Source organism: Desertivibrio insolitus, assembly GCF_017355965.1.
In the GTDB taxonomy this organism is placed as follows: domain Bacteria; phylum Actinomycetota; class Actinomycetes; order Actinomycetales; family Microbacteriaceae; genus JAFIQW01.
In genome coordinates, this window is the sequence record NZ_JAFIQW010000001.1 from 330939 (window position 1) to 345115 (window position 14177).

At 72.9% G+C, this 14177-nt stretch carries 14 protein-coding genes; 8 read left to right on the forward strand and 6 right to left on the reverse strand.

Features of this window, described 5'->3' with window-relative positions:
* Positions 1–810 carry an FAD binding domain-containing protein gene (locus tag JUB10_RS01555; RefSeq protein ID WP_307859081.1) on the forward strand — a complete coding sequence of 270 codons (810 nt, stop codon included), beginning with the start codon at positions 1–3 and terminating at the stop codon, positions 808–810.
* Entirely contained in the window at positions 807–3734 is a 2928-nt protein-coding gene (locus JUB10_RS01560) for a molybdopterin-dependent oxidoreductase (RefSeq protein ID WP_207453628.1), read from the forward strand. The genes JUB10_RS01555 and JUB10_RS01560 overlap by 4 nt, the downstream gene beginning before the upstream one ends.
* A 111-nt stretch (positions 3735–3845) precedes the next feature.
* Here JUB10_RS01560 and JUB10_RS01565 read toward each other — a convergent pair whose 3' ends face one another.
* Positions 3846–4121 carry a hypothetical protein gene (locus JUB10_RS01565; protein WP_207453630.1) on the reverse strand — a complete coding sequence of 92 codons (276 nt, stop codon included), beginning with the start codon at positions 4119–4121 and terminating at the stop codon, positions 3846–3848.
* Positions 4122–4233: 112 nt separating this feature from the next.
* Here JUB10_RS01565 and JUB10_RS14810 point away from each other — a divergent pair, with 112 nt between their 5' ends.
* Positions 4234–4356 (forward strand): hypothetical protein, encoded by a 123-nt coding sequence (locus JUB10_RS14810; RefSeq protein WP_278250282.1) that lies wholly within the window; start codon positions 4234–4236, stop codon positions 4354–4356.
* A gap of 4 nt (positions 4357–4360) precedes the next feature.
* On the opposite strand, the gene JUB10_RS01570 is transcribed toward JUB10_RS14810, so the two are convergent.
* A complete protein-coding gene (locus tag JUB10_RS01570; protein ID WP_207453631.1) occupies positions 4361–4810 on the reverse strand; it encodes a hypothetical protein in 450 nt (149 codons plus the stop codon).
* A gap of 162 nt (positions 4811–4972) precedes the next feature.
* A complete protein-coding gene (locus JUB10_RS01575) occupies positions 4973–5992 on the reverse strand; it encodes an XdhC family protein (RefSeq protein ID WP_207453632.1) in 1020 nt (339 codons plus the stop codon).
* 81 nt (positions 5993–6073) lie between these two features.
* Here JUB10_RS01575 and JUB10_RS01580 point away from each other — a divergent pair, with 81 nt between their 5' ends.
* Positions 6074–7363, forward strand: a complete 1290-nt coding sequence (locus JUB10_RS01580; RefSeq protein ID WP_207453635.1) for an amidohydrolase family protein — start codon at positions 6074–6076, stop codon at positions 7361–7363.
* A 59-nt stretch (positions 7364–7422) separates the two neighbouring features.
* On the opposite strand, the gene JUB10_RS01585 is transcribed toward JUB10_RS01580, so the two are convergent.
* Complete coding sequence (locus tag JUB10_RS01585; protein ID WP_207453637.1) at positions 7423–8100, reverse strand: hypothetical protein; 678 nt, start codon at positions 8098–8100, stop codon at positions 7423–7425.
* A 267-nt stretch (positions 8101–8367) separates the two neighbouring features.
* Here JUB10_RS01585 and JUB10_RS01590 point away from each other — a divergent pair, with 267 nt between their 5' ends.
* Complete coding sequence (locus JUB10_RS01590; protein WP_207453639.1) at positions 8368–9471, forward strand: hypothetical protein; 1104 nt, start codon at positions 8368–8370, stop codon at positions 9469–9471.
* Here JUB10_RS01590 and JUB10_RS01595 read toward each other — a convergent pair.
* Together JUB10_RS01595 and JUB10_RS01600 are read right to left on the reverse strand one after the other, a co-directional pair.
* Positions 9468–10424 carry a PDR/VanB family oxidoreductase gene (locus JUB10_RS01595; protein ID WP_207453641.1) on the reverse strand — a complete coding sequence of 319 codons (957 nt, stop codon included), beginning with the start codon at positions 10422–10424 and terminating at the stop codon, positions 9468–9470. The genes JUB10_RS01590 and JUB10_RS01595 overlap by 4 nt on opposite strands.
* On the reverse strand, positions 10424–11095 hold the full coding sequence (locus JUB10_RS01600) for a helix-turn-helix domain-containing protein (RefSeq protein ID WP_307859040.1): 672 nt from the start codon (positions 11093–11095) through the stop codon (positions 10424–10426). Before JUB10_RS01600 ends, JUB10_RS01595 begins: the two co-directional genes overlap by 1 nt.
* Positions 11096–11255: 160 nt before the next feature.
* On the opposite strand from JUB10_RS01600, the gene JUB10_RS01605 reads away from it, so the two are divergent.
* The 3 genes from JUB10_RS01605 to JUB10_RS01615 are packed head-to-tail and all read left to right on the forward strand — an operon-like array spanning position 11256 to position 14115.
* A complete protein-coding gene (locus JUB10_RS01605; RefSeq protein WP_307859041.1) occupies positions 11256–12497 on the forward strand; it encodes an amidohydrolase family protein in 1242 nt (413 codons plus the stop codon).
* Between the two features lie 5 nt (positions 12498–12502).
* Positions 12503–13255 carry an ABC transporter ATP-binding protein gene (locus JUB10_RS01610; protein ID WP_307859042.1) on the forward strand — a complete coding sequence of 251 codons (753 nt, stop codon included), beginning with the start codon at positions 12503–12505 and terminating at the stop codon, positions 13253–13255.
* On the forward strand, positions 13255–14115 hold the full coding sequence (locus JUB10_RS01615; RefSeq protein WP_207453654.1) for an ABC transporter permease: 861 nt from the start codon (positions 13255–13257) through the stop codon (positions 14113–14115). The genes JUB10_RS01610 and JUB10_RS01615 overlap by 1 nt, the downstream gene beginning before the upstream one ends.
* The last annotated feature ends 62 nt before the right edge of the window (positions 14116–14177 follow it).

Sequence of the window (14177 nt, forward strand, 5' to 3'; positions counted from 1 at the left end):
GTGCCGACCATGGACCTCAACGGCATCCGCGAGGTGCGCGTCGCGCGCACGAGGAACGATCTCGCGCTCGCGCCGGGAGAGGCCGTGCTCGCCGGCGGCACCTGGCTCTACTCGGAGCAGCAGCCCGGCCTCACCGGGCTCGTCGATCTGACCGGGCTCGGCTGGACCGCGCTCGAGGCGGACGCCGACGGGCTGACCGTCGCGGCGACGTGCACACTCGCGGAGCTCACCGCGTACGAGCCACCCGCCGAATGGCGGATCCAGCCCCTGCTCGCGCAGTGCTGCCAGGCTCTGCTCGCCTCGTTCAAGGTGCAGTCGACCGCGACCGTCGGCGGCAACATCTGCACCGCGCTCCCGGCCGGCGCGATGACCTCGCTGTTCAGCGCCCTCGACGCCGACGCGATCATCTGGACGGCCGACGGTGGGGAGCGACGGATGCCCGTGGCCGAGTTCGTCACCGGGGTGCGCACCACGGCGCTCCGGCCGGGCGAGGTGCTCCGCGCCCTCCACGTGCCCGCGCACTCGCTCGAGGCGCGCTCCGCGTTCCGCAAGATCGCGCTGAGTCCCCTGGGACGCAGCGGCGCCGTCGTCGTCGGCCGGGTGGATCCGGACGGCACCGCGGTGTTCACGGTCACCGCGGCCACCCCGCGTCCGTACCAGTTGCGGTTCGAGGAGCTGCCCTCCGCGGCGGCGCTCGCCCGCGGCATCCGTTCGATCGGCGACTGGTACGACGACCCGCACGGCGCCCCCGACTGGCGCGAGGCGATGAGCGTGCTGCTCGCGGAGGAGATCAGGCAGGAGCTGGCATGAGATTCGAGGTCAACGGCTCCCCGGTCGACGCGGCGCCCGCGCCCGGGCAGGTGCTGCGCACCCTGCTGCGCGAGCACGGACACTTCGAGGTGAAGAAGGGCTGCGACGCGGGCGACTGCGGAGCCTGCAGCGTGCTGGTCGACGGCTCGCCCGTGCACTCCTGCCTCTACCCGGCGCACCGGCTCGAGGGGCGCGCGGTCACGACCGTCGCGGGGCTCGGCGACCCCGAGCATCCGCACCCCGTGCAGCAGTCGTTCGCGGATGCCGGCGGCTTCCAGTGCGGCTTCTGCACCGCGGGCTTCGTCGTCACGGCCTCGGCGCTGCCGTCCGCCGCGCCCGCCGACCTCGACCGGCAGCTCAAGGGCAACCTCTGCCGCTGCACCGGCTACCGCTCGATCCGCGACGCGATCTGCGGCACGAGCAACACCGAGCAGGCGGATGTCACGGGCGACGCCGTCGGGCGCTCGGTCAAGCCGCCCGCGGCGATGCGCGTCGTCACGGGCCGTGAGCCCTACACCCTCGACACCGCCACGACGGGGCTGCTGCACGCCGTCGTGCTGGGCAGCCCGCATGCGTCCGCCCGGATCGTGTCGATCGACGCGTCGGCCGCGCTCGCGGTGCCCGGGGTGCATGCCGTGCTCACGCACGAGGACTCCCCTGCGACGCTGTTCTCCACCGGGCGGCACGAGTCGCGGCTCGACGACCCCGACGACACGCTCGTCTTCGACCGGGTGCTGCGCTTCCAGGGGCAGCGCGTCGCAGCGGTCGTCGCGGCGTCGGTGCGGATCGCGTCCGAGGCGCTCGCGCTGATCCGGGTCGAGTACGAGGTGCTGCCCGCCGTCTTCGATCCGGAGGTCGCGCGTGACGCCGGCGCCCACCGGGTGCACGGCGACAAGGACCCGGTCGTGTCGCGGCTGACCCACCCCTCGCGCAACGTGGTCGCCGCGCTGCACGGCGAGATGGGCGACGTCGACGCGGCGCTCGCGGCGTCATCCGTCACGGTGAGCGGCGAGTGGCGCACGCAGCGGGTCGCGCACGCGTCGCTGGAGACGCACGCGACCCGGGGCTGGCTCGACTCGTCGGGGCGGCTCGTGCTGCGCACGTCGTCGCAGGTGCCCTACCTCGTGCGGGACGAGATCGCGCGGATCTTCGCCCTGCCGGCCGACGAGGTGCGCGTATTCACCGCGCGGGTCGGCGGCGGGTTCGGCGGCAAGCAGGAGCTGCTGACCGAGGACCTCGTGACGCTCGCGGTGCTGAAGACCGGGCGGCCGGTGCAGTACGAGTTCACGCGCGAGGACGAGTTCACGATCGCGCCGATGCGGCACCCGATGCGGGTGCGCGTCACCCTCGGCGCGACCGCGTCGGGCGAGCTCACGGCGATCGCGATCGACCAGCTCTCCGACACCGGCGCCTACGGCAACCACGGGCCGGGCGTGCTCTTCCACTCCTCGCACGAGTCGCTCTCGGTGTACCGCTGCGCGAACAAGCGCGTCGACGCGGAGGCCGTCTACACGAACAACCCGCCCTCGGGAGCGTTCCGCGGCTACGGGCTCGGGCAGGTGATCTTCGCGCTCGAGTCGGCGCTCGACGAGCTCGCGCTCCGCCTCGACATGGACCCGTTCGAGTTGCGGCGGCGCAACGTCGTCGTGCCCGGCGACCCGATGGTCACGATCGACGCGGATGCCGAGACCGACCTGCTCTACGGCAGCTACGGCCTCGACCAGTGCCTCGACCTCACCGAGGCGGCGCTCGCCCGCTCCACGGTCGAGGCCCCGCCAGGCTGGGCGACCGGCACGGGGATGGCCCTGTCCATGATCGCGACGCTGCCGCCGCGGGGGCACTTCGCGACCGCGACCGTCGCGCTGCTCGCAGACGGCAGCGTCGAGGCATCCGTCGGCACCGCCGAGTTCGGCAACGGCACCACGACGGTGCACGCGCAGCTCGTCGCGACCGCGCTGCGGCTGCCCGTGTCGCGGGTGCGCGTGCGCCAGTCCGACACCGACGCGGTGCGCTACGACACGGGGGCGTTCGGCTCGGCCGGGGTCGTCGTCGCCGGGAAGGCGCTGTACGAGGCGGCGGTGTCGCTGCGATCGCAGCTCGAGGCGGCGGCGGTCGAGGTCGTGGGGGCGGCGGCCTCCCCCGCGGACGGTCTCGCGCATCACCCGGCGGGTGCGCCCGCGTGGCACGCGGCGCCCGACTCTGCGGAGGGGTCCGCGCGGCATTCCGCCGGCCCGGCTGCCTCCTCTGCGGGTGGTTCCGGTCGGCACGCCGCGGGCCGGGCAGCCGCGGCCCCCGTCGCCCCGCCGTGGTCCGCGCACAGTGGGCGGCACGCCGCCCAGGACGACCCCGAGTCATCCGTCGCCCCCGTGCTCACCGACGCGGGTGTGCTCGTCGGCGAGCGTCTCGTGCCCCTCGCGAAGCTCGCCGGGCTCGGCCTCGTCGGGCACGGGTCGAACGACGGCACGCCGCGCTCGGTCGCGTTCAACGTGCACGGGTTCAAGGTCGCGGTGAACGAGGCGACGGGGGAGGTGCGCATCCTGCAGTCGGTGCAGTCGGCGGATGCCGGTTACGTGCTCAACCCGGAACAGCTCCGCGGCCAGGTTGAGGGCGGCACAGCGCAGGCCATCGGCACGGCGATGCTCGAGGAGGTGCGCGTCGAGGACGGGCACGTGACCACGCGGGCGTTCCGCAACTACCGGGTGCCGCAGATGGCGGACATCCCCGTGACCGAGGTGTACTTCGCGGACACCGCCGACGAGCTCGGCCCCTTCGGCGCGAAATCGATGAGCGAGGCGCCCTACAACCCCGTGGCGCCTGCGCTCGCGAACGCGATCCGCCGCGCGATTGGGGTGCGACCGCGCGCGCTGCCGATGACGCGCGACCGGGTGTGGCGGCTGGTGCAGGGCCGCGATGGCGCGGCCTGACCGCGACCGTGCCCGAGGGCCCGTGGCCCCGGCGGCCGCCGACCCGTTCAACTCCTGACCGATTCTGCTGTTCCAAAGCGGATCTGCTCGGGAGTTGCCGCGAAGCTGCGATCACCGCAGCCACTCGGGCTCCCGGATGCCGCGGAGCGGTAGTCCCGCCTTCAGCAACTTGGTCCGCACGCGCGTCGGCTCGCGCAGATCGCGCCAGTCGACCCGGATGACCACGTAGCCGAGGGCGCGCAGGCGGTCCTCGCGCCGCTTCTCGGCGAGCACGAGGTCCGCGGTATTTCGTCCACGGGTGTACTCCTCCCGCACGTACTTCGCGACCCCGTCGAACTCGACGACGACGCCGTGCTCGGGCCAGAAGAAGTCCGTGTAACCGATCAAGCCGTCGGCATCGTAGTGAGCGGCCTGCAACACCGGGGCCGGGAAGCCCAATTCCGCCAGCGTTAGGCGGCACGAGCTCTCGCCAGGCGAACCGGACATTCCCGTCGCCGCTGTGATCGCGAGTCGAGCCTTCACCGCGGCGCGCGGACCGGCTGATTCCAACTCCGCGAGCAACATCTCGACGGACGTCCGCACCGACGCCGGTCATCCGCCCGTCGCGGCCGACAGCGACTGATCGATCATCGCGACCGCGACATGGCGATGCGCTTGTTTCGCGACGTCGACGAGCGTCCCTCGAGGGACGTCACGCGCACACCTTCGAGGTCGCGCACCGCGACATCGCCGATCCGTTCGTGCCGTCGGAACGAGGCGCTCGAGCCCGAGTTGCGCGCGCCCGACGCGAGGGCGTGCGCTCGCTCAGGGGCGGCACCGAGCAGCGGACGCTGCCAGAGAAGCGCGGCCGTGACAGAGCAGAACACGGTCGTCGGATGAAGCAGTTGCAGCGCGCAGGCGGTCAGCCGGTGGCGCGCCTCCGACGACAGATTCCGCCAGTCCTCGGCGGGAACCGACGCCCCGGGGGCGATGCGCACGTAGTGCCCGCGCAGCACGGCGCGGTGGAGGACGCTGCGCTCGCCGGCGGTAGGGAGATCCCGGGTGAGAACGATTCGATGCTTGAAGAGCTCTTCCATCCGCGGCAGCTTCTCGTCACTGACTCGTCCGACACGGGCCGGAGCCGGAGCCGTGGACTACTGCCGCCTGCCCGCTGTTGCGGAGGACCGGACGCGTACGGCGCACCCCGGGCAGAACTGCGCAGGAGTTGCCGCAACGGTCAGGAGTTGGGCAGCGAGGCGTCAGCGCGCGTGGATCGCCCCGTCGCGGTCGCGGAGCGACCGTCCCGCGGTGCCGGTGCGCACGGCCAGCACCTCCGCGAGGATCGACACCGCCGTCTCCTCGGGCGTGGACGCGCCCACGTCGAGCCCGATGGGCGAGTGCAGCCGCGACAGGTCGGTCACCCCGAGGGCGGCGAGCCCCGCCACGCGGCGGTCGTGGGTGCGGCGAGACCCCATGGCGCCGACGTACGCGACGGGGAGTTCGAGGGCGAGGCGCAGCAGATCCACGTCGAAGCGGTCGTCGTGGCTGAGCACGCAGACGACGCTGCGCTCGTCGAGGTCGGTGCGCCCGAGGTACTCGGTCGGCCACTCGACGACGACCTCGGCGCCGGGAAAGCGCTCCGGCGTGGCGAACAGGGGGCGCGGATCGCAGACGGTGACGGCATAGCCGAGCACGGATGCCGCCGCGGCGAGCGCCGCCGAGAACTCCATCGCCCCGACGATGACGAAGCGGGCGGGCGGCACGGCCACCTCGACGAAGGCGTCGAGCCGCTCGCCGTCGCACTCGAAGGACACCGTCCCGCTGCGCCCGAGCGCCAGCCGCGCCTGGACCTCGGCGGCGAGCCGGGCGGGCAGTCGCGGCGACGACGGTAACGGGGCGAGCAGGGTGGCGTGCGCCGCCGCGCGGCCGGCGGCGGCGTCACGGAGGCGCTGCGCTGCGTCATCCGTGGGTCGCAGGACGTCGACCGCGATGGTGATGCGGCCGCCGCAACTGAGCCCGACGGCGAAGGCCTGGTCGTCGCTGATGCCGAAGGTGGCGGTCTGCGGGGAGCCGGTGGCTAGCACCTGCTCGGCGAGTTCGACGACCGCACCCTCGACGCAGCCGCCGGCGATGCTGCCAAGCACGGCGCCGTCCTCGGTGAGGGCCATCGACGTGCCGACCGTTCTCGGCGCGCTGCCCGTGATCGCGACCGCGGTGGCCACGGCGAGGCGCTCCCCGCGGTCGAGCCGCTCCAGCAGGCGCGACGCGATCTCGAACATGGGGACGAGAGTACGCGCGCCATGTTTCAGGCGATCGACGCGCGAAACAGCGGCGACACATCGCCCTGCTATCCATGAGCCATGCTGCGAGTGACCGGCGCCGAGCGCTTCCTGATCGACCCCGAGACGGAGAGGGACGGCGAGCTGTTCGTCGTCGACGGGCTCGTCGCCGAGGGGGCGCCAGATGACGCGGAGGTGCTCGACGCGTCCGGATGTGTCGTCACGCCGGGCCTCGTCAACGCGCACCACCACCTGCTGCAGACGGCGTTCCGCACGCTGCCGGGCACGCGGGGTGTCGCCATGCGCGACTGGCTGCCGACGATGGCGGCGGCCTATGCGGCGGCGGGCGTCGACGCGGAGCTCGCCGGGATCGCCGCGTCGGTCGGCGTGGCCGAGGCGCTGCTCAGCGGCGTCACGACGGTCGCCGATCACCACCTCACGTGGCCGCCCGGCGCGGACTCCGTCGCGATCGCCCACGCCACTGCCGATGCGGCCCGGGCCCTCGGCGGGCGGCTCGTGTTCGTGCGCGGTTCCGCCCGCGACGATCCGCAGGAGGCCGCGGCGAGCGCCGAGGCCATCGTGCAGTCCTTCACAGCCGATGTCCCGGGCGGGCTCTCCCCCGACGGCATGCTGCAGCTCGCGGTGGGTCCGGCCGGGGTGCACAGTGACTCGCGTGAGACGTTCGAGCTGCTCGGAGAGGTCGCCGCCCGGCACGGGCTGCGCCGCCGGACCCAGGCCAACGAGCAGGTCGACGTGGAGATCGCCCGGGAGAAGTACGGGCGGCGTCCGATCGAGCTGCTCGACGAGTGGGGCTGGCTGGCGCCGGATGTGACGCTCGCGCACCTCTGCGCGGTGACGACCGACGAGATCGCACGCCTGGCCGAGGCAGCCGTGACCGCGACGCACGCACCGGGCTGCGACCTGCCCATGGGATGGGGCATCGCGCCGGTAGCGGCGCTGCGGGACGCGGGCATCGCGGTCGGGCTCGGCACGAGCGGCGGCGGCAGCAACGATGCGGGGCACCTGCTCGCGGACGCGCGCCTCGCGTTGCAGGTCGCGCCGCTCGTCGGGCGCCCGCTGGCGGCACGCGAGGTGCTCGGCATGGCGACCGAGGGCTCGGCCCTGGGGCTAGGGCGGAGCGAGCTCGGGCACCTGCGACCGGGCGGCGCGGGCGACCTCTGCGTCTGGGACGTGTCGGGTGCCGCGGACGCCGGCGTGGCCGACCCGGTCGCCGGGCTGCTGTGGGCGAACCCCGGTCGGCGGCCGAAGCACGTCGTCGTCGCGGGTCGGGTCGTGGTGCGCGACTACGAGTTGGTGTCGGCCGACGAGCGGGAGCTCGTGGGCGCGCTTCGGCGGCGCGTCGGGCGCTGAGCTGCCGGCCTCGTCAGCTCAGCGGAACCGGGCCGCGCCGCCAAGCGGCCGCTCACGACTCACCCCTCGCCAGCGGCCGCGAGCCAGTCGCTCCAGTACTGCTTCCACAGCTCCGCCTCCTCGGGCGACGCGATCTTCTCGTGCGTGAGCACGAGCCGCGTCCTGCCCGCGGGCGTCCGGTCGAAGGTGAACGTGAGGATGCCGACCGGCTCGCCGTCGCGGGCGAGCCCGAAGCGGGGCCACTTCGACGTCGGCTTCGAGCGCAGTGTCGTCCCGAACCCGGGCAGCAGGTCGGCGCGCGACGCGTCGTCGAGGAGCAGTGCCTTGAGGGCGTCCGAGTCGATCGACACGACCCGCGAGCGGCTGACGCTGAAGGTGCCGTCCGGCATCTGCCCCGGCAGCCGCAGCCCGGCGATGCGCTCGTAGCCCACCGTGACGGCCTGGCACCACCAGAGGTCGACGGCGTGCGCCTCATGCACCCACGCGGCGATCGCGGGGTGACCGGCCTCGCGTCCGGGGCCCGCCTCGATGAGGTCGGCCCACTCGTCCCAGCCGTGGCCGGTCGCCGCGCGAACCGACTCGTCGGGCACCTGCGGCTCGGCGACCCACACGCGTCGGCGCGGGGTCGAGGGTTCGATCCGCGGGGTGAGCAGGGCGCGGCGCGCGGCGCCGTACTTCTCGCCCGTCTTGGACATGCGCTCGCGGATGCGGCGCTTGAATGCTTCCTGGGTGGTCATCGGATCCTCCGTGTCCGTCGATGCGCGACCACGGCTCGCGCCCGCCGGTTGCGCATCGGTACACGTGTCTCGATGCCTGCGTCGAGCACTCGGGGTCCCCTTTGCCTCCCTGCCGTGCGGCTCCGGCAGCGCGAGTGCCGGGTGGAGGTCGGGCGGAACGCGCCGCCCTGAAGCACGAGAGTACCGCCGTACACCGGCCCACCGGAAGCGGTCACGGTTGCGCAACGAGTCGGCCGGGTGCCTGCCGAATCGCCCTAGCCTGCGGGCATGAGGAGCTGGCCGGGCGTGCTCGCGGTGGTGCTGCTGGTCACGGGGTGCGCGCAGCAGCCGCCCGCCGAGCAACGCCCGGACGCCGAGGTCGTGCCCGCCGTCGACTGCACGGTGTTGCCCCGTGTCACGCTGCCGTCCGGCGCTCCGCCGCGTGAGGCACCGAGGGCGGGGTCGATCCCCGACGGCTTCGCGCCGGTCGCGGCGGTGCTGTGCAGCGAGTCCTGGGATGCGGAGCCGATCGAGCACGAGGGTGGCTTGTACACGGCGCTGTCGCGGCAGACCTTCACCGGCGATCTCGATGGGCTGCTCCTCGCGCTGTCTCGACCCGACGACCCGGTCGGACTCGGCCCGTGCACGGCCGACATGGAGATCGTCCCCGACCTCTGGCTCGTCGACGACCAGGGCGCCGCGATGCGCGCCGAGTGGCCGCGCGACCGGTGCGGCAAGACGAAGCAGGAGACGCACGAGGCGCTCGCCGCGCTCACCCTCAGCGACACAGCGTCGGTGCCCGATCAACCGATCGACCGGGAGGCGTACGAGACGGGCTGCGCCGAGACGGCGCCGCTGCCGACGCAACCCTTCGAGGTCGGCCTCGCGACCGAGTCGATCGAAGCGCCCGGCGCGTTCCCGGGCTCGGTCGCGCCGACCGCCGAACCTCAGCAGCTCGACGGGAGCGAGCCGTTCGTCCCCGCCGTTCCGCGGCCGGCGGAGCTTCCCCGCGCCTGCCTCTACGCCGTCGTCCCTCCCACGCCGGATGAGCCGATCACGGTGCCGGGACTCGACGAGCCGCTCGAGGCGGTACGGATCGCGCTCGACGGGCTGTTCCTGCTGGCCGTCGATCTCGACCGGTCGCAGCAGGACGCAGTGCTCGCCGCTCTTGACGCCCCTGCCACCGGCGCCGAGTGCACGGAGACGCCGACGGCCTTCGCGACCTTCCCGCCGAAGCGGACGCAGGAGGGCTTCGCGATCGATCCCGCTCTGGTGGCGGAGCTCGACGGCTGCCGGCGACTGTTCGCCGCGTTCCAGACCGTCCACGACCTACCCGCGTCGGTCGCCGACGCCCTGGCAGTCCACGCGACCCAGGAGACCCAGGCGCCCTAGAGCTCGAGCACCAGCCGCGGGCACGCCGCCCGCGACACGCAGATGTACATCATCCGGTTCTCCTCCTGCTCGTCCGGCGTGAGAATCGAGTCGCGGTGGTCGGCCTCGCCCTCGAGGATCGGCGTCTCGCACGTGCCGCAGGTGCCCTCGCGGCACGACGAGAGCACGAGCGCCCCGGCCTCCTCCGCGACGTCGAGGATGCTGCGCGACGGCGGCACGGTGACCGTGACCCCCGTCATCGCGAGCTCGACCTCGAACGGCTCGTCGAGCACCGGCTCCGTGAGGGCGCGCGCCTCGAAACGCTCCATGTGGAGGTCGCGCAGCCGGTCGGCCATGAGGTTCTCGACCGCGTCGAGCAGGCGGGTCGGGCCGCAGCAGTAGACCTGGGTGTCCAGCGGCAGCTCCCCGAGCAGCAGCGCGAGGTCTACGCGCGCGCCCTCGTCCGACGGGTGGAGCCGCACGCGGTCGCCGTAGCTTTCGGCGAGCGCGGCCGCGAAGGCCATGCTCGAGCGCGAGCGGCCGGCGTACACGAGCCTGAAGTCGCAGCCCGCGGCATCCGCGGCCCGCAGCATCGGCAACAGCGGGGTGATGCCGATGCCGCCGGCGAGGAACAGGTACGACCGGCCCGCGGTCGGCGCGAAGGCGAAGTGGTTCTGCGGCCCGCGCACGCGCAGCCTGTCACCGACGGCGACCGTGTGCAGCAGTAGCGATCCGCCCCGTCCGGCGGGCTCGCGCAGCACGGCGATGCGCCACGACGAGCGGTCGTCGGGGTCGCCGCACAGGGAGTACTGCCGCTCCTCGCCGCCGGGCAGCAGCACGTCGAGGTGCGCGCCGGGCAGCCAGCCGGGCAGCGGGTTGCCCCGCGCGTCGGCGAGGTCGAGCATCGCGACCTCGTCGGCGACGAGGGTGCGGTCGGTGACGACCACGTCGTATTCGGGGTAGAGCGGAGGCATCAGATCACCGGGTTCTGCTTGACGACGAAGAGCTTGTAGGACTCGCCGGGCACGGCCGTGCGCCAGCGGTGCGGCGTTCCGCCGCCGTAGTAGAGGGAGTCGCCGACGGCGAGCGTGAACGATCCCTCGCCCCCGAGGTCGACGACGACCGAGCCGTCGAGCACGTGCACGAACTCGTCCTCGGGGTGCGTGTAGTACTCGCCGGCGTCGATGTTCGAGGCTTCGAAGTGCATCGGCTGGAACCGTCGCTCGCCCTCGACGAGCAGCTCGGCCTCGCCGAAGCCGTACTGGCCCCGCGGGCCCGCGCCGCGACGCACGAGACTCGCGCCCGGCAGGGACGGCCGCTGCTCCGACGCCGCCATGAGCTCGAGCGGGCTCGACCCGAGCGCGCGGGCGATGCGTTCGAGCGAGACCATGCTCGGTCGCGCATGCCCGCGCTCGAGCTGCGAGAGGAACGGATGCGACAGCTCGGCCTGTTCGGCGAGCTGCACGAGCGTCATGCCGCGCGAGTGCCGCAGGGCGCGGATCTGCGCGCCGATGCGTTCGGTCTGCTCGTCGACGACCTGGTTCTGCAGTGGAACGGCCTTCTCCTTCCGGTGCGATCGGTGCCAACTATCGCCGGTGGCACACGGGTCGGAAGCGCCGCCGGCGAGGAATTCACACAGCGACACGACCCCGTTACACGGCGGAAACGAGTGCTCCCTACTGTCGGCCGTGTTGATGCAGCCAACAGCAGATGTTGGTGACACCAACATTACGGGCACCGCGACGCGAGGCCCGACGGCCCCGAGGACGCGGCGAGAACACCCCCTGACCGACGACGGAGGACCCGTGACCCAGCTGCCCCGAGACATCCGGTTGCTGCGGAACGCGACGCTCGCGAGCGGCGAGCGCGTCGACGTGCAGCTCGACGGCGACACCGTTGCCCGGGTCGCGCCGGCCGGCACCCTGCCCGTCGACGGCGAGGTGCTCGAGCTCGACGGCTTCGTGCTGCTGACCGCCCCGGCCGAGCCGCACGCCCACCTCGACAAGGCCCTCTCGTTCGACCTCATCGCCCCGCCGATGGGCGACCTCGGGCTCGCGATCCGCTCCTGGCAGCAGTACTCGGCCGTGATGACGATCGAGCAGATCGCCGACCGGGCCCGAACCGCCGCGCTCGCCCTGCTGCGCAGCGGCACGACCGCGATCCGCTGCCACGTCGACATGCTGCTCGGCGACGAGCCGCTGCGCGGCGTGCACGCCCTCGTGCAGGTGCGCGAAGAGCTGCGCGACCTGATCGACATCGAGCTCGTCGCGCTCGCCGGCTGGCAGGCGACGGATGCCACGGTCGAGGCGGCCCTCGACGCCGGCGTCGACCTCGTGGGCGGCGCCCCGCACCTCGCGCCGGAACCGCTCGCCGACATTCGCCGCCTGCTCGCGATCGCGGAGCGCCGCGGGGTCGGCGTCGACCTGCACACGGACGAGGCGCTGACGGGCGAGCCCACGATCGTCGAGTTCGCCCGCACGGTGCGCGACTGGAAGCAGAACGCGACCGCGGGCCACTGCGTCCGGCTCGGCACCCTGCCCGCCGACGAGCTCGAGACCGTGATCGACGAGGTGCTCGCGGCCGACCTCGGCATCGTGACCCTCCCGATCACGAACCTCTACCTGCAGGGCTGGGAGCACCCGGTCTCGACGCCGCGCGGCCTCACCGCCGTGCGTCGCCTGATCGACCGCGGCGCGCGACTCGGCGCCGGCGCCGACAACGTGCGCGACCCCTTCAACCCGGTCGGGCGCAGCGACGCGCTCGAGACCGCGAGCCTGCTCGTCACCGCCGGCCACCTGACCCTCGACGAGGCCTACCGGCTCGTCGGCGACGGCGCCCGCGCCGTCATGGGACTCCCCCTCGCGGGACCGATCCCCGGCGCCCGCGCCGAGCTCCTCGCCGTGCGCGGCACCGGGCTCGGCGACGTCATCGCCACCGCTCCGGCCGACCGCTACGTGATCCACCGCGGCCGGCTCGTCGCCCAGACCGAGGTGCACTCCGCGGTCGCGACGCCCGCTCCCCTGCTCGGAACTCTCGGAACGAGGTGACCGTCGTGACCGCGACGTCGATCGACACCCAACTGCTTCGCTTCTCGGACGTCGCCATGACGTTCCCGAACGGCACGACCGCCCTCGAGGGCGTCGACCTGACCGTCGACCGTGGCGAGTTCGTCACCGTCGTCGGCCCCTCCGGCTGCGGCAAGTCCACGCTGCTGCGCATCGCCTCGGGCCTCGAGAGCGCGACCGAGGGCGGCGTCGAGCTCGACACCGACCGCATCGGCTACGTCTTCCAGGACGCGACGCTCCTGCCCTGGCGCAGCGTGCAGGCCAACGTCGAGCTGCTCGCCGAGCTGCACAAGGTGCCGAAGGCGCAGCGCACCGAGGCCGCGAAGGCCGCGATCGACCTGGTCGGCCTCACCGGCTTCGAGAAGAACCTGCCGCGGGAGCTCTCGGGCGGCATGCGCATGCGCACCTCGCTCGCCCGCTCGCTGACCCTCGACCCCGAGCTGTTCCTCTTCGACGAGCCCTTCGGCGCGCTCGACGAGATCACCCGCGAGCGCCTGCAGGACGAGCTGCTGCGCATCTTCGTCGAGAAGCGCTTCGCCGGCCTCTTCATCACGCACTCCGTGTCGGAGGCGGTCTACATCTCGACCAAGGTCGTCGTGATGTCGGGCCGCCCCGGGCACATCGTCGACACGTTCGACATCCCGTTCCCCATGCCGCGCGACCCGGAGGTGCGCTTCACCGCCGAGTTCGCCGAGCTCACCGGAAAGATCTCCCACGCTCTGCGAGAGGGGCACCGCTGATGGCCACCACGACTCCGACGACGACGGTCCGGGCGGATGTCTCCGCCGCCGGCACCCGCTCGATCTCGACTTTCCGGCTCGGCCGGGGCCTGAAGACGCTGTGGCCGCCGCTCGCGGTGCTCGCCGCGATCATCCTCGGCTGGTACGTGCTGAGCCTCGTCGTGCTCGCCGAGCGCAACTTCCTGCTGCCCCCGCCGCACGAGATCTTCACCGAGGCGCTGTTCAACCCCGGCACCGCGGCCGACATCTTCCTCGCCCTGTGGCGCACGGCGCTCGTGGCCGTCACCGGACTCGCCATCGCGATCGTGCTCGGCATCGTCTGGGCCGTCGCAATGTCGCAGGCGCGCTGGGTGGAGCGCTCGCTCTTCCCCTACGCGGTGATCCTGCAGTGCATCCCGATCCTCGCGCTCGTGCCGCTCATCGGCTTCTGGTTCGGATTCAACTTCGAGGCCCGCACGATCGTCTGCGTGCTGATCGCGCTGTTCCCGATGGTCTCCAACACGCTCTTCGGCCTGCAGTCGGTCGAGAAGTCGCAGCGGGAGCTCTTCCAGCTGCAGGGCGCCAGCCGGTGGACCGTGCTGACGAAGCTGCAGCTGCCCGCCGCGCTGCCGGCGATCTTCGCCGGGATGCGCATCTCGGCCGGTCTCGCGGTCGTCGGCGCGATCGTCGGCGACTTCTTCTTCCGCCGCGGCACCCCGGGCATCGGTTCGCTGCTCAGCGACTACACCTCGCGCATCCAGTCCGCCGAGCTGTTCGCCGCCATCATCGTCGCCTGCCTCTTCGGCGTCGCGGTCTTCGTGCTGTTCGGCTGGATCGGCCGCCGCGCCGTCGGCCGCTGGTACGAGTCCAACCGCGGCTGACCCCACCTACCCCTTCCCCGCACCACCGGCTCCACCTGCACACATCCCCCGCACACAAGGAG

Excerpts from the sequence above, each read along its gene's own strand:
- JUB10_RS01560 (WP_207453628.1), top strand. The coding sequence starts at position 807 with ATGAGATTCGAGGTCAACGGCTCCCCGGTCGACGCGGCGCCCGCGCCC.
- JUB10_RS01570 (WP_207453631.1), bottom strand. The coding sequence starts at position 4,810 with ATGGAAGAGCTCTTCAAGCATCGAATCGTTCTCACCCGGGATCTCCCT.
- JUB10_RS01575 (WP_207453632.1), bottom strand. The coding sequence starts at position 5,992 with ATGTTCGAGATCGCGTCGCGCCTGCTGGAGCGGCTCGACCGCGGGGAG.
- JUB10_RS01580 (WP_207453635.1), top strand. The coding sequence starts at position 6,074 with ATGCTGCGAGTGACCGGCGCCGAGCGCTTCCTGATCGACCCCGAGACG.
- JUB10_RS01585 (WP_207453637.1), bottom strand. The coding sequence starts at position 8,100 with ATGACCACCCAGGAAGCATTCAAGCGCCGCATCCGCGAGCGCATGTCC.
- JUB10_RS01590 (WP_207453639.1), top strand. The coding sequence starts at position 8,368 with ATGAGGAGCTGGCCGGGCGTGCTCGCGGTGGTGCTGCTGGTCACGGGG.
- JUB10_RS01595 (WP_207453641.1), bottom strand. The coding sequence starts at position 10,424 with ATGCCTCCGCTCTACCCCGAATACGACGTGGTCGTCACCGACCGCACC.
- JUB10_RS01615 (WP_207453654.1), top strand. The coding sequence starts at position 13,255 with ATGGCCACCACGACTCCGACGACGACGGTCCGGGCGGATGTCTCCGCC.